General features: G+C 72.1%; 12 protein-coding genes. 6 read left to right on the top strand and 6 right to left on the bottom strand.

From position 1 onward, the window contains the following. Positions 1 to 392: 392 nt before the first annotated feature. Positions 393 to 1295 carry a D-alanyl-D-alanine carboxypeptidase family protein gene (locus ACFW2E_RS03360; RefSeq protein WP_384460620.1) on the bottom strand — a complete coding sequence of 301 codons (903 nt, stop codon included), beginning with the start codon at positions 1293 to 1295 and terminating at the stop codon, positions 393 to 395. A 188-nt stretch (positions 1296 to 1483) separates the two neighbouring features. On the opposite strand from ACFW2E_RS03360, the gene ACFW2E_RS03355 reads away from it, so the two are divergent. Then, complete coding sequence (locus ACFW2E_RS03355; protein ID WP_384460617.1) at positions 1484 to 2134, top strand: GntR family transcriptional regulator; 651 nt, start codon at positions 1484 to 1486, stop codon at positions 2132 to 2134. Next, positions 2131 to 3426, top strand: a complete 1296-nt coding sequence (locus ACFW2E_RS03350) for a nitrate/nitrite transporter (RefSeq protein WP_384460614.1) — start codon at positions 2131 to 2133, stop codon at positions 3424 to 3426. Before ACFW2E_RS03355 ends, ACFW2E_RS03350 begins: the two co-directional genes overlap by 4 nt. Before the next feature lies 1 nt (position 3427). On the opposite strand, the gene ACFW2E_RS03345 is transcribed toward ACFW2E_RS03350, so the two are convergent. Next, positions 3428 to 4222 carry an SAM-dependent methyltransferase gene (locus ACFW2E_RS03345; protein ID WP_384460612.1) on the bottom strand — a complete coding sequence of 265 codons (795 nt, stop codon included), beginning with the start codon at positions 4220 to 4222 and terminating at the stop codon, positions 3428 to 3430. Between the two features lie 61 nt (positions 4223 to 4283). Beyond that, positions 4284 to 5108, bottom strand: a complete 825-nt coding sequence (locus tag ACFW2E_RS03340) for a maleylpyruvate isomerase family mycothiol-dependent enzyme (protein ID WP_384460609.1) — start codon at positions 5106 to 5108, stop codon at positions 4284 to 4286. A gap of 215 nt (positions 5109 to 5323) precedes the next feature. On the opposite strand from ACFW2E_RS03340, the gene ACFW2E_RS03335 reads away from it, so the two are divergent. Beyond that, a complete protein-coding gene (locus ACFW2E_RS03335) occupies positions 5324 to 6139 on the top strand; it encodes a carbon-nitrogen family hydrolase (RefSeq protein WP_384460606.1) in 816 nt (271 codons plus the stop codon). On the opposite strand, the gene ACFW2E_RS03330 is transcribed toward ACFW2E_RS03335, so the two are convergent. The 3 genes from ACFW2E_RS03330 to ACFW2E_RS03320 form a co-directional block, all read right to left on the bottom strand. Further along, complete coding sequence (locus ACFW2E_RS03330; RefSeq protein WP_384460605.1) at positions 6136 to 8808, bottom strand: SpoIIE family protein phosphatase; 2673 nt, start codon at positions 8806 to 8808, stop codon at positions 6136 to 6138. The two genes, ACFW2E_RS03335 and ACFW2E_RS03330, sit on opposite strands and share 4 nt — an antisense overlap. 83 nt (positions 8809 to 8891) lie before the next feature. Beyond that, positions 8892 to 9386 carry an LURP-one-related/scramblase family protein gene (locus tag ACFW2E_RS03325; RefSeq protein ID WP_384460602.1) on the bottom strand — a complete coding sequence of 165 codons (495 nt, stop codon included), beginning with the start codon at positions 9384 to 9386 and terminating at the stop codon, positions 8892 to 8894. Positions 9387 to 9418: 32 nt separating this feature from the next. Beyond that, positions 9419 to 10423, bottom strand: a complete 1005-nt coding sequence (locus tag ACFW2E_RS03320) for a GlxA family transcriptional regulator (protein ID WP_384460599.1) — start codon at positions 10421 to 10423, stop codon at positions 9419 to 9421. Positions 10424 to 10476: 53 nt separating this feature from the next. Between ACFW2E_RS03320 and ACFW2E_RS03315 the strand changes: the two genes are divergently transcribed. The 3 genes from ACFW2E_RS03315 to ACFW2E_RS03305 all read left to right on the top strand — a co-directional run bounded on the left by ACFW2E_RS03315 (position 10477) and on the right by ACFW2E_RS03305 (position 13800). Then, positions 10477 to 10878, top strand: a complete 402-nt coding sequence (locus tag ACFW2E_RS03315; RefSeq protein WP_384460596.1) for a cupin domain-containing protein — start codon at positions 10477 to 10479, stop codon at positions 10876 to 10878. Positions 10879 to 11026: 148 nt separating this feature from the next. Then, on the top strand, positions 11027 to 11887 hold the full coding sequence (locus ACFW2E_RS03310) for a calcium-binding protein (RefSeq protein WP_384460593.1): 861 nt from the start codon (positions 11027 to 11029) through the stop codon (positions 11885 to 11887). 74 nt (positions 11888 to 11961) lie between these two features. Then, positions 11962 to 13800 (top strand): thioredoxin-like domain-containing protein, encoded by a 1839-nt coding sequence (locus tag ACFW2E_RS03305; RefSeq protein WP_384460590.1) that lies wholly within the window; start codon positions 11962 to 11964, stop codon positions 13798 to 13800. Positions 13801 to 13934: the final 134 nt, after the last annotated feature.

The raw sequence follows: 13934 nt of genomic DNA, 5'->3' as shown, positions 1-13934 counted from the left end.
CCGACGCGGCTGATCTGGTGGGCGTGACGACCGAGAGGGGTTGGCGGGGGTGACGGTGAGGGGGGGGGGGCAAAAACGTGGTGCGCCGGCCCCGTCCGTTTTTCTCTCATGACTGGTTGGGCACGTACACCGGCGCCCCGTCCTCCGCACCGCCCTGCGGGCGAATGCAGGTATGGCCAGCCGGCGCACCCGGGCGCCAGTCGCCGCGTACACGAAGTCGCCGACGTCGATCGCCTCATGCCGTTCGGCAGCTGAGGCCACGGGATTCACGATTGCGAGCGAAGGTCGCTGATTCCGCCGGCGAGAGCGCAGTTGAGCGTGAGTGATCGCAACTGCCGTACGCGAAGGGCCCGTCGTGGAGACGACGGGCCCGTTCTCGTTGCCTGTCGGCGTCAGCCCAGCTTGGCGAAGCCGTAGTTGAGCAGCTTCTTCGCGTCCGCCTCGCGCTGCGCGATGGAGGTGGAGGCGAGGACGGTGCCGATGACCGTCTTGCCGTTCCGGGTGGCGGCGAAGACGAGGCAGTACTTGGCCTCGGGGCCGGAGCCGGTCTTCACGCCGATCGTGCCGCTGTAGCTGCTGAGCAGCCCGTTCGTGTTGGTCCACGGCGCCATCGTGCGGGTGCTGCCCGTCTTGGTGATGGTCTTCGCCGTGTACGACTTCGTCTTCACGACCGTGCGGAACGTGGAGTTCTTCATCGCGCTGCTGGCGATCTTCGTCAGGTCGCGCGGCGTCGAGTAGTTGGAGCCGTTGCCGATGCCGTCGAACGAGTCGAAGTGCGTGTGCGTCAGGCCGAGGTTCTTGGCGGCGGTGTTCATCTTGCCGATGAACGACTTCACGCGGGCGGCCCGCGTCGAGCCGGAGCCGAACTTGTCGGCGAGCGCGTAGGCGGCGTCGCAGCCGGACGGCAGCATCAGGCCGTACAGCAGCTGACGGACGGTGACCTTGTCACCGACGATCAGGTGGGCCTGGGAGGCGTTGTTGGCGACGACGTAGTCGCTGTAGGCCTTCTGGATGGTGACCTTGGCGTCGAGGTTGAGGTTCGACTGGGCGAGCACGACCTTGGCGGTCATGATCTTTGTGGTGGAGCCCGTGGAGCGCTCCGTGTCGGCCGCCTTGGTGTACAGCGTCTTGGCGTTCGCGTTGTCCATCACGTAGCCGCCCTTGGCCACGATCGAGGGCGTGGTGACGGCCTGCGCGGGTGCCGCGATGAGGGCGCCGGTGGTGAGCATCGCGCCGGTCGTGACGGCGACGGCTGCGGCTCTGCGGAGGCGAATGCCCTTAATGCCGGTATTCAAGTCAATTACCCCGAATGGTGTCGAATGCCCCTGCGGTGCGGCCCAGTTGAGTGGCAAGGGGAAAAGAGCCGCACGTGTGTGACACGTAAATAGCACAGAAGGTTGCGCTGTTCCTGAGGGAAATTCTCGGCCGGTCCGCATGATGGACGGTCACCCCCATGCGTACGTCTTGTATCTATCCTGTGGGCATGAGCCTGGCCGTCAAGCAGCCCCCCGCCGCCGACCGTGTCTACACCCATGTCAAACAGGGCGTCCTGGACCGCCGTTACGAGGGCGGCACCCTGCTCACGGAGGGCGAGCTGGCCGAGGCCGTCGGCGTCTCCCGAACCCCCGTGCGCGAGGCACTGCTCCGGCTGGAGGTGGAAGGCCTCATCCGGCTCTACCCGAAGAAGGGCGCCCTGGTGCTGCCCGTCTCCGCGCAGGAGATCGCGGACGTCGTGGAGACGCGCCTGCTCGTGGAGGAGCACGCGGCCCGCAAGGCCGTACCCGCTCCGCCGGGCCTGATCGAGCGTCTGGAGGAGCTGCTCGCACGGCAGAAGGAGCAGGCCGCGGCGGGTGACCTGGCCGCGGCCGCGCTGACCGACCGCTGCTTCCACGCCGAGATCGTGCGCAGCGGTGGCAACGAGATCCTCTCGCGCCTCTACGACCAGCTCCGCGACCGCCAGTTGCGCATGGGCGTCGCCGTCATGCACTCCCACCCCGACCGGATCGCCAAGACGCTCACCGAGCACGAGGAGATCCTTCAGGCGCTGCGCTCCGGTGACGCGGAGGCGGCCGTCGGGGTCGTGCACCGGCACGTGAGCTGGTTCTCGCACCTCGCGCGGGGGGAGGCCCGATGAGGAACACCACCCTTCCGGGGGACCCGCCGGGCGGCCGCCGTGCTGTCGCCGTCTGGGGCATCGGCGTCTCGGTCTACTTCGTAGCCGTCATCTTCCGTACGTCGCTGGGCGTCGCCGGCCTCGATGCGGCCGACCGCTTCCACGTCAACGCCTCGGCCCTGTCCACGTTCTCGATCCTCCAGCTCCTGGTCTACGCGGGCATGCAGATACCGGTGGGCCTGCTGGTCGACCGGCTGGGCACCAAGAAGGTGCTCGGCATCGGGGCCGTGCTGTTCACGGCGGGTCAGCTGGGCTTCGCGTTCTCGCCGTCGTACGCGACGGCACTGGCCTCACGCGCGCTGCTCGGGTGCGGTGACGCGATGACGTTCATCAGCGTGCTGCGCCTGGGCACCCGCTGGTTCCCGGTGCGCCGCGGGCCGCTGGTCGCGCAGCTCGCGGGACTGGTCGGCATGGCCGGCAACCTCGTCTCCACGCTGCTGCTGGCCCGCCTGCTGCACGGCATCGGCTGGACCGCTGCGTTCGCGGGCAGCGCGCTGGCGGGCGTGGTCGTCCTGGTCCTCGTGCTCCTCTTCCTGAAGGACCACCCCGAGGGCCACGAGCCGGAGCCGTTCCCGCACCGGGGCGCCGCCTATGTCCGCCGGCAGATCGCCGCGTCCTGGCGGGAACCGGGGACTCGGCTGGGCCTGTGGGTGCACTTCACCACGCAGTTCCCGGCGATGGTGTTCCTGCTGCTGTGGGGCCTGCCGTTCCTGGTCGAGGCCCAGGGCCTCAGCCGTGCCACGGCGGGCGGACTGCTGACCCTGGTCGTCCTGTCCAACATGGTCGTCGGCCTGGTGTACGGACAGATCGTCGCCCGGCACCATGCGGCGCGGCTGCCGCTGGCGCTCGGCACGGTCGCCGCGACCGCCACGGTCTGGGCGGCGACCCTCCTCTGCCCCGCCGACCGGGCGCCGATGTGGCTGCTGGTCGTGCTGTGCACGGTGCTGGGCGCCTGCGGTCCGGCCTCCATGATCGGCTTCGACTTCGCCCGCCCCGCCAACCCGCCCGAGCGACAGGGAACGGCGTCCGGCATCACCAACATGGGTGGTTTCGTCGCCTCGATGACGACCCTGTTCGCGATCGGCGTCCTGCTGGACGCCACCGGCGACGACTACACCGTGGCCTTCTCGGCGGTCTTCGTCCTGCAGGCGCTGGGCGTGAGCCAGATCCTGCGGCTGCGCGGGCGGGCGGTGCGACGCGAGCGGGAACGGCTGGTCGCCAGCCGGGTGGAGACCGTGCACGTCCCCGTGTGAGTCAGCGCGTGACCGGTACCAGGGTGAGGTAGGCGATGCCCAGGACGCCGCGGTAGGTGAGCCACTGGGACCGGTGCCGATCGAGGCGCTCGCGGGTCTCGGCGGCCAGCGGGTGGTCCGGATGCCCGGCGAGCCACACCTCGGTGTCCGCCTGGTACCCCGACTCGAACTCCTCCCACTCCGCCGGGCTCGCGGTCTCGATCCACTCGGGCCGGAACCCGGCCTCGACGGCGAGGTCGACGAGCCGGGCGAGGTCGTAGTGCTGGCCCGCCTCGGCGCCCGGCCACATGGAGGCCAGTTCGGCAGGTGTCGGAGGCCGCTCCCAGAAGCCCTCCCCGAGCAGCACGCGCCCCCCGTCCGACACGAGCCGCCGCAGCTCGCGCAGGGCCTCCACCGTGTGCCGAGGGGGCTCGGCCGTGCTCAGGGCATGGCTGGCCCCCAGGCACACCACCAGATCGGCGGGCCCGCGCCGCGTCCCCACCGCGGACTCCTCGACGAAGTCCACGCGTTCCGCGAGCCCCCGTGCACCGGCGTTCCGCCGTGCCCGCGCCAGGTCCTCGTCGCGTACGTCGATCCCGGTGCCCCGGGCCTCGGGTACGGCCTCCAGCACACGGAGCAGGAACTCCCCCCAGCCGCAGCCGATGTCGAGCACGGTGCCCGGCCGCGTCTCCGCGAGCCGTCCGACCAGCGCGGACGCGCGCGCCTCGGAGAGCGGACCGTGGAAGGTCAGCCGGGTGAGCCGGGGCGGGGCGTCGGCGGTGTCGTCGGTCCGGGGAGCGCTCACGGTGTCGGTCATGGCCGGCACGCTAGTCACCGGCCGGGGAGGAGCGACACCGAATATCCGGCCGCGGGGTGCCCTACGGCGTCACCGTGAAGTTGCGCAGGATCGCCGCCGTCAGCTCCGGGTCTCCCTCCGCCTTCACCCGTTCGGCCACCGACTCCGGCGTCACCCGGCCGCAGGCCAGACGGACGTAGGTCTCCCAGTCCAGGGTGAAGGAGGCGGCGGGGCCGAGGGCGGGCGCGGTCTCCAGGGTGCCGCGGCCCTGGATGTCGACGCGGATGGTGCGCAGGAACTCGACGGGCCCGTACACGTCGAGCACGACCGCGGAACTGCGCGGGGCGTTCGCCTCCTGGGCGACCACGCGGGGCAGTTCGGCGAGCAGCACGTCACGGGTGATGTGCGCGCCGGGGGAGTCGAGGTTGCCCGGGACGCCCAGGGCCGCGCGCAGGTCCTGCTCGTGCACCCACACGTCGAACGCGCGGTTGCGCATGGCCTCTTCGAGTGTGATCTCGGTGCCGAGCGGGCCGCGTACCTTGTGGCCGGGCTCGCGGGTCTCGTTGCGCAGCTGGCGGTTGCGGCGGATGACCGTGTACTCCAGCTCGGACGTCATCTCCGGGGCCGTGTGGTGACGGCGGACGTCGACCTGCATCTCCATGTACCGCTGGTGCTCGTTCGTCACGTGGAACAGGTCGCGCGGCAGGGAGTGGATGGGGCGCGGGTCGCCGAGCAACTCGCAGTCCATGCCGATCACGTGCGAGACGATGTCGCGGACCGACCAGCCGGGGCACGGGGTCCGCCGGTTCCACTCGCCCTCCACGAGCGGCTGTACCAGCTCGGATATGGCTTCGATGGAGTGGGTCCAGGCGTCGGCGTAGGGCTGGAGGGTGGGATGCAGACTCACGGAACGGGACCCCTCGGCGGTCGGTACACGGGCAGTTGTGGCGGCGGTGCCAGCGGGAGATGGCTGTAGGGGGTGTCTTGAGACTCCCCCGAGTTCTCGGCTTCGCTCAAACAGGGGGGACCCCCAAGTTACGCTGCTGTGAGGCACCCCGGCAGTGCTTTCGTGTGACGATCGTAGGCCCGTGTGGACGACTCGAATGCCAGGACGGTGGTAGTGTGCGCGCCTCGCTGATCCAGATCGCCGTAGACGAGGGCGAATCGGTCGAATCCCGGCGGCGGCGAGTGGCCTCTCTGGTACGGGAGCAGGCCGGCTCCGATCTTGTCGTGCTGCCCGAGCTGTGGACGACGGGCGCCTTCGCCTACGAGGAGTTCGCGAACGAGGCCGAGCCGCTCGAGGGCCCGACCCACGAGGCGATGGCGAAGGCGGCGAGTGACGCGGGCGTCTGGCTGCACGCGGGCTCCATCCCCGAGCGCGCCGTGCCCGACAGCGGCTCCGCGGGTGCGGGCCCCCTCTACAACACGTCCCTCGTCTTCTCCCCCTCCGGTGATCTGGTCGCGCACTACCGCAAGATCCACCGTTTCGGTTTCGACAAGGGCGAGGCCGTGCTGATGGGCGCGGGCCGGGAACTGGCGACGGTCCGTCTGCCGCGGACCACCCTGGGCCTGGCGACCTGTTACGACCTCCGTTTCCCCGAACTCTTCCGCGGGCTGGTCGACGCCGGTGCCGAGACCCTGGTGATCCCGGCGGGCTGGCCCGAGCGCAGGCGGGCGCACTGGACGCTGCTGGCCCGGGCGCGGGCGGTCGAGAACCAGGCGTTCGTGCTCGCGTGCGGAACGGCCGGGACCCATGCCGGGGTACCGCAGGCGGGCCACTCGATCGTGGTCGATCCCTGGGGCGAGGTGTTGGCGGAGGCGGGACCGGGGGAGCAGGTGCTCACCGTGGAGTTCGACGCCGGGAAGGTGGCGGCGACCCGGGAGCAGTTCCCGGCGCTGAAGGACCGCGCGCTGGGACTGGAGCCCCCGCGCCGTTAGAGGGTGCCGGGCGGTTCCACCAGGGGTTGTTCCGTCCAGATGACCTTGCCGTCCGCGGTGTAGCGGGTGCCCCAGCGCTCGGCGAACTGGGCGACCAGGAACAGGCCGCGTCCGCCCTCGTCCGTGGTGGCCGCGCGGCGCAGATGCGGTGAGGTGCTGCTGCCGTCGGAGACCTCGCAGATCAGGGAGCGGTCGCGGATCAGGCGGACCTGGATCGGGCCGCCGGCGTGCCGGATGGCGTTCGTCACCAGCTCGCTCAGGATCAGCTCGGTCGTGAACGCCGACTCGGTCAGCTGCCAGGCCTCCAGGGTGCGGGTGGCCAGGGCACGGACCCGGCTGACGGCCGACGGGTCGGTCGGCACGTCCCAGACCGCCGTGCGGTCGGCGGCGAGCATCCGGGTCCGGGCGACGACCAGGGCGACGTCGTCGCGGGGCCGCTCGGGCACCAGCGCGTCCAGCACCGCCCGGCAGGTCGCCTCCGGAGTCCGGCCGGGCCGGGCCAGCGTCCGCCGCAGCAGCTCCAGCCCCTCGTCGATGTCGCGGCCGTGGTCCTCGATCAGCCCGTCCGTGTACAGCACCAGCGCGCTGCCCTCCGGGAGCTCCAGTCCGGCCGACTCGAAGGGGAGGCTGCCGCCCAGGCCCAGCGGGGGCCCGCCGGGGACGTCGAGGAACTCCACGCTGCCGTCGGGACGGACGACGGCGGGCTCCAGATGGCCCGCGCGGGAGAGCGTGCACAGCCCGGACCCGGGGTCGTAGACGGCGTACAGGCAGGTGGCCCCGGTGACCGGCGGGCCCTCGCCGTCGGTCTCGTCCTCGTCGATGCGGGTGACGAGCTCGTCCAGGTGCCACAGGAGTTCGTCGGGCGGGACGTCCAGGGTGGAGAAGTTGTGCACGGCGGTCCGCAGCCGGCCCATCGTGGCGGCCGCGTGCAGACCGTGGCCGACGACGTCCCCGACGACGAGCGCCACCCGCGCGCCGGGCAGCGGGATCACGTCGAACCAGTCCCCGCCGACCCCGCCCTGGGAGGCCTGCGCGGGCAGATAGCCGTACGCCACGTCGAGGGCGCTCTGGTCGGGCAGGGCCCGGGGCAGCAGGCTGCGCTGCAGCGTGACGGCCATGGAGTGCTCGCGGGTGTAGCGGCGGGCGTTGTCGATGCTGACGGCGGCGCGGGCCACCAGCTCCTCGGCCAGGGAGACGTCGTCCTGCTCGAAGGGCTCGCGCGGGCCGTAGCGCCAGAAGGTGGCCACGCCCATGATGACGCCGCGGGCGCGCAGCGGGGTCGCGAGCATCGAGTGGATGCCGTACGCGACGAGCTTTTCCGCCCGCTCCGGGTCCTGCCGCTGCCATCCGGAGAAGGCGGCCAGGTCCGAGTCGAGCACGGCCTCGCCGCTGCCGTAGCCGAAGGCCTGCGGGGTGGCCGCAACGAAGCGGATCATCCGGCCGGCCTGGTAGAGCGGGCTGTCCTCGCGCACGCCCTGGAACGCGACCCGCCGCATGTCGCCGTTGCCCTCCTGTGGCTCCCCGCCGCGCAGGACGGGATCCGCGAGGTCGACGGTGGCGAAGTCCGCGAACCGGGGTACCGCGACGTCCGCCAGTTCCTGGGCGGTGTGGGTCACGTCGAGGCCGGTGCCGATCTCCAGCCCGGCGTCGTAGAGCAGTTTCAGGCGTTCCTGCGCCTGGTCCGCCCGGCCGGTGAGGGCCTGCAGCTCGGTGGTGTCCCGCAGGGTCGCGACGATGCCCGGGGGCTCGCCTTCACGGCCGGTCGACCGCTGGCTGACGGCCAGCAGCCGTCCCCTGGCCAGGTGGATCTCGTCGGTCGCGTCCCGTCCGGAGGCGAACAGCCGGGCCATGTCGCGGCCGATGCCCAGGTCGAGCGCCAGGCGTCCCTCCGCGTCCGGAGCCAGGCCGAGGAGCCGGCGTGCCTCGTCGTTGGCCAGTGCCAGCCTGCCCTCGCCGTCCATGATCATGACGCCTTCCCGTACGGCGTGCAGGACGGCGTCGTGGTGCTCGTACATCCGCGTCATCTCGGCGGGCCCCAGTCCGTGGGTCTGGAGCCGCAGCCGTCTGCTGACCAGGGCGGTGCCGGCGGTGGCGATGGCGAGGGCCGCGACCGCCGAGCCGATGAGCACGGGCAGCTGGTCCGCGACGACCCCGCTCACCTCGGAGAGCCGGACCCCGGCGGCGACGAGACCGACGATCTTGCCGTGCGAGTCCGTCACGGGGACGACGGCGCGCACGGAGGGGCCGAGCGTGCCCGTGTAGGTCTCGCGGACGATCCCGCCCCGTGCGGCGGGGCCGATGGTGCCGATGTAGTGCTTGCCGATCTGAGTGTGGTCGGGGTGGGTCCAGCGGATTCCCTCGGTGGACATGGCCACGACAAAATCAACGCCGGATGCCTTGCGCGCCGCCTCCGCGCGTGGCTGGAGGACCGCGCTGGGATCCGGGCTCGTCATCGCCTGTGCGGTGCCCGGGGCGTGCGCGAAGGTCTGCGCCACGGCGAGGGAACGGTTGCGGGCCTCCCGCTCGCTGTCCGTCCGGACCTGGAGCACGACGGCGACGACCGACGCGACGACCAGGAGCACCACGATCGCCGCCTGGAGGACGAAGACCTGCTGGGCGACGGTGCGTGCTCGCAACACCGAACGCAGGCGGCCGGGGAATCCGGCCATGCCTCTTTTCTAACACCGTTCCGCGGACCGGACACGGCGGCCGTCGGCCTGCGCAAGTACTCGTCGGCCCCCCTCGGCCCCCGTCAGTCCTCGTCCCGCTCCTTCTCCGCCAGGTGGATCACACACACGGTCACCGCGATCAGCAGCGCCGGATCCGCGTCCTCCCGTACGACGTCGACGCCGTACGTCTCCCGGACGTGCAGCCACCGGCGGGAGATCACCGCGAGCAGCTCGCCGTCGTACTCGACGGCGAACTCACGGTCGAGGATCTTGCCGCTGACGTCCAGTTCCGTGCCGTCGACGAGGGAGACGCGGTAGTGGTTGCGCAGCAGGGAGAGCCGCCTGCGCCGGATGGTCGCCAGCGGCTCGCCGCCGCGCTCGACGACCATCGTGTCCCGCAGGGAGAACATCTTCCGGTGGATGCCGACGAGCAGGCGTCCGCGCGTGTCCTTCAGCTCGAAGGTGTCGCGCAGCCGCATCGCCTTCCCGTCGACCAGGAACACCTTGTCGCCGTGCTCGTCCTCGATCCAGTAGTCGTCACCGAAGCCGAGGAGCCGGTCGCGTACGAGGAATCTCATGCCGTTACGGCTTCCCCGGCGCGCGAGGGTCATCACGGATCGGTCACCTGCGCGAGTGGCATCACCGCGTCCCCGGGGGCGGGTCCGAACCGCCGCCGGTACGCCGAAGGGCTCAGTCCCGTCTCGCGCCGCAGCCGCGCCCGCAGATTGGCCGCGGTGCCCAGGCCGCTGCGGGCCGCGACGACGTCCAGCCGCTCCTCGCCCCGCTCGATCAGCCGGCAGGCCCGCGCCACCCGCTCCCCCGTCAGCCAGGCCAGGGGCGTGGTCCCCAGCTGGGCGCGGAACCGGCGGTGCAGCGTGGCGGGGGAGACGGCCGCGCGCGCCGCCAGGCCCGCCACCGTCAGCGGCTCGCCCAGCCGCTCCTGCGCCCACGCCAGCAGCGGACCGAGCGACTCGTCGGGCACGTCCGGCACCGGCCGCTCCACGAACTGCCGCTGCCCGCCGGCCCGGTGCGCGGCGAACACCAGCCGCCGCGACACCGCGTTGGCGATCTCGGCGCCGTGGTCACGCCGTACGAGGTGCAGCCCCAGGTCGAGCGCCGACGCGCTGCCCGACGCCGTGAGGATGTCGCCGTCGTCCACGAAGAGCACGTCCGGCTCCAGCCGCACCGCCGGGAAACGCGCCCGGAAGGCGTTCGCCCACATCCAGTGACAGGCCGCCCGCCGTCCGTCCAGCAGCCCGGCCTCCGCGATGGTGAACGCGCCCGAGCAGAAGCCGACGAGCCGTGCGCCCCGTACGTGCGCCCGGCGTACGACGTCCAGCACGCGGGGCGAGCGCGGGGCCTCGGTGTCCGGCCGGTTCGGCACGATCAGCGTGTCCGCCTCCTCGGCCGCCTCCAGCCCGGCGACCCCGGTGAGGGTGAAGAAGCCGTCCCGCATCCGCGTGCGCGGCTCGGCCGCGCAGAGCCGGAAGTCGTACAGCCGCCGCCCCAGCTCGGGCCGGGGCAGTCCGAAGACCTCGATGGCGCAGCTCATCTCGAACGGGTTGGAGTTCTCGTCCACGACCAGTACGACACGGTGAGAGGATCCTTGCGCCATATGCGATTTCTAGCACTCGTGCGGCTGCCGGGCCACCGCGGAGGATGGCGGGCATGAGCGACACGAGCAGCGAACCCATCTCCCTCGCCGGCGCCCTCGCCTCCTTCGACGAGCTGTGGAGCCCCCGCATCGTCACGGCCGTCAACGACTACGACGTCCGCGTCGCCAAGGTCGAGGGCGAGCACCTCTGGCACGCGCACGACGACACCGACGAGTTCTTCCTGGTCCTGGAGGGTGAGCTGCGCATCGCCCTGCGCGAGCCGTCCGGCGAGCGCACGGTGGTCCTGCCCAAGGGCTCCGTCTTCACCGTTCCGCGCGGCACGGAGCACAAGCCCCTCGCGCCCACCGGGGCGCAGATCCTGGTCTTCGAGCCCACCGGCACCTCCACGGTCGGCGACCGCCACGACGAGGTGCCGGACCACGTGGACGCGACCACCGGCCACGCCCTCTTGTGACCGGACCCCGCAATCCATCGGACCTGAGGGTGTCCGGCAGTTGAACTTCCAGGTGCTGTACGGGAGGTGCCCAACCCGGCGGGTGGGGCCCGAGTCGAACGATGCGTAGCCCGCGCCGACTCCGCACGTTTCACCCGGAGGTTTCGCAATGTCCTCTCGTCCCGCCCGCCGTCGGGCGATGCACGCCGTCCCGGCGGCGGCACTGGTCCTCGCCACCGCCCCGGCCGTTCCGCTCGCCCTGGCCGGTCCCGCCGGCGCCGCGCCGTCGCAGGCCACCGCCGAGGTCAACCAGTACGACTGGCAGCTCACCTACCAGGCCGCCCCGGGCCAGGCCAACAAGGCCGGCGTCACCGCGATGCTCACCGCCGACCGCACAGGCATCACCTACGTGATCGACGACGCCGTCCCGGTCAGAGTCGGCCACGACTGCGCGTACCCCGACAGCGCGGACCGCACGAAGGTCTCCTGCACAGTCACGAACGTGGACAGCCAGGACCCGTACGCCGCCCTGGTCATGAACCTCGGTGACGGCAACGACACGGTCGCGTACAAGAACGCCAGCGGCCAGATCTACTACTACGCCGAGATCTCGCTGGGCGCCGGCAACGACCGTCTGACCGACTCCGGCCGCCTCGACGGCGCCTACGCCTCGGGCGACGCGGGCAACGACACCATCACCGTGGGCAGGCTGGGCCTCGCCCGGGGCGGCGACGGCGGCGACACGATCCACGCGAGCGGCGGCGACAACATCGTCCAGGGCGGCAGGGGCGACGACGTGCTGTACGGCGGCTCCGGCGCCCAGTACCTGTCCGGCGACGACGGCAAGGACAGGCTCCACGGCGGAACCGCGGACGACACCCTTTACGGCGGCAAGGGCAACGACACCCTCTACGGCAACAGCGGCAACGACAAGCTGTACGGCAACAGCGGCGACGACAGCCTCTACGGCGGCCCGGGCAGGGACACCCTGGCCGGCGGCCCCGGCACGGACGTGATCCACCGGGGCTGAGGGCGCGGCCCGCACTCCCCGCTCACCGGTTCCCGGCGGTGAGCGGGGTGAACCCCGCGTGGCACCCTTGGCGCATGACCGACTCCGCGCCCCGACGTGCCCGCGTCCGCGCCCCCGAGCTGATCGGCAAGGGCGGCTGGCTGAACACCGGCGACAAGCAGTACACCCTCGCCGACCTGCGAGGTCGCATCGTCCTCCTCGATTTCTGGACCTTCTGCTGCATCAACTGCCTGCACGTCCTCGACGAGCTGCGGGAGCTGGAGGAGAAGCACCGGGACACCGTGGTGATCATCGGTGTGCACTCGCCGAAGTTCGTGCACGAGGCCGAACATCGGGCGGTCGTGGACGCGGTGGAGCGGTACGGGGTCGAGCACCCGGTGCTCGACGACCCCGAGCTCGCCACCTGGAAGCAGTACGCCGTGCGCGCCTGGCCGACGCTCGTCGTGATCGATCCCGAGGGGTACGTCGTCGCGCAGCACGCGGGTGAGGGGCATGCTCACGCCATCGAGCGGCTGGTGGAGGAGCTGGAGGCCGAGCACGAGGCGAAGGGAACGCTGCGGCGCGGCGACGGGCCGTACGTGGCGCCGGAGCCGGAGCCGACCATCCTGCGCTTCCCGGGCAAGGCGCTGCTCCTGCCGTCGGGGAACCTCCTGGTCAGCGACACCACCCGGCATCAGCTGGTGGAACTGGAGGAGGACGGGGAGACGGTCGTGCGGCGCATCGGCTCCGGTGCGCGCGGCTTCGCGGACGGTGCGGCGGAGACGGCCTCCTTCAGCGAGCCGCAGGGGCTCGCCCTCCTCGACGACTCCTCCGGCCCCGCCGTGGTCGTCGCCGACACGGTCAACCACGCCCTGCGGCGGCTGGACCTGGCCACGGGTGAGGTGACCACCCTCGCGGGCACCGGCCGGCAGTGGTGGCAGGGGTCGCCGACCTCGGGACCGGCCCGCGAGGTCGACCTGTCCTCGCCCTGGGACGTGGCGCTCTTCGGCGGCAAGGTGTGGATCGCCATGGCGGGTGTGCACCAGCTGTGGGCGTACGACCCGGCCGGGGGAACCGTCTCGGTGGCGGCGGGGACCACCAACGAGGGGCTCGTGGACGGACCGGGCGCCGAGGCGTGGTTCGCCCAGCCTTCGGGTCTCGCGGCGACCGCGGACCGGCTCTGGCTCGCGGACTCGGAGACCTCGGCGCTGCGCTGGGTGGACCCCGACGGCGCCGTCCACACCGCCGTCGGCACGGGGCTGTTCGACTTCGGTCACCGGGACGGGGCTGCCGAACAGGCTCTGTTCCAGCACCCGTTGGGCGTCACGGCGCTTCCGGACGGTTCCGTCGCCGTCTCCGACACGTACAACCACGCCCTGCGCCGCTATGACCCCGCCACCGGCGAAGTGACCACCCTGGCAACCGACGTGAGGGAACCGAGCGACGCCGTGCTGGTCGGCGACGACATCGTGGTCGTCGAGTCGGCCCGGCACCGGCTGACCCGGCTGCGGCTGCCGGAGGGGGCGGTCCGCGTGGCCGCCGTCGCCCACCGCACGCGGCGCGCGGCGACCGAAGTCGCCCCGGGAGAGCTCCGGTTGGACGTGATCTTCCAGGCCCCGGCGGGCCAGAAGCTGGACACCCGCTACGGCCCCTCGACCCGCCTCCTGGTCTCCTCCACCCCGCCCGGGCTGCTGCTGAAGGGCGAGGGCGCGGACACCGACCTGTCCCGCGTCCTGGAGCTCGACCCGGCGGTGCCGGAGGGCGTCCTGCACGTGTCGGCGATGGCCGCGTCCTGCGACGACGACCCTGCCAACGAGTACCCCGCCTGCCATGTCCACCAGCAGGACTGGGGCGTCCCGGTCCGCCTGACGGAGGGCGGTGCGGACCGCCTTCCCCTGGTTCTCGCGGGAATGGACGACGCTCAGACGCCGTAGCCGTCGCTGTAGCCGTCACGGTGGTGGGGGGGGGGGGGGGCGGGGCGCCCGGGGGGGGGGGGGGGGGCCCCCCCCCCCCCCCCCCCCGGCCGGCCGGGGGTGGGGGTGTGACCCGGCCGACCCCCCCCCCCCCC

The sequence above is a fragment of the Streptomyces sp. NPDC058964 genome (assembly GCF_042741275.1).
GTDB lineage: Bacteria > Actinomycetota > Actinomycetes > Streptomycetales > Streptomycetaceae > Streptomyces.
The sequence above is the reverse complement of the archived record's forward strand: the minus strand, read 5'-3'. Positions and strand labels throughout refer to the sequence as shown.

Coding starts and splice junctions, on each gene's coding strand:
- ACFW2E_RS03305 (WP_384460590.1), top strand. CDS start 11,962: ATGACCGACTCCGCGCCCCGACGTGCCCGCGTCCGCGCCCCCGAGCTG.
- ACFW2E_RS03310 (WP_384460593.1), top strand. CDS start 11,027: ATGTCCTCTCGTCCCGCCCGCCGTCGGGCGATGCACGCCGTCCCGGCG.
- ACFW2E_RS03320 (WP_384460599.1), bottom strand. CDS start 10,423: ATGGCGCAAGGATCCTCTCACCGTGTCGTACTGGTCGTGGACGAGAAC.
- ACFW2E_RS03330 (WP_384460605.1), bottom strand. CDS start 8,808: ATGGCCGGATTCCCCGGCCGCCTGCGTTCGGTGTTGCGAGCACGCACC.
- ACFW2E_RS03355 (WP_384460617.1), top strand. CDS start 1,484: ATGAGCCTGGCCGTCAAGCAGCCCCCCGCCGCCGACCGTGTCTACACC.
- ACFW2E_RS03315 (WP_384460596.1), top strand. CDS start 10,477: ATGAGCGACACGAGCAGCGAACCCATCTCCCTCGCCGGCGCCCTCGCC.
- ACFW2E_RS03325 (WP_384460602.1), bottom strand. CDS start 9,386: ATGAGATTCCTCGTACGCGACCGGCTCCTCGGCTTCGGTGACGACTAC.
- ACFW2E_RS03345 (WP_384460612.1), bottom strand. CDS start 4,222: ATGACCGACACCGTGAGCGCTCCCCGGACCGACGACACCGCCGACGCC.
- ACFW2E_RS03350 (WP_384460614.1), top strand. CDS start 2,131: ATGAGGAACACCACCCTTCCGGGGGACCCGCCGGGCGGCCGCCGTGCT.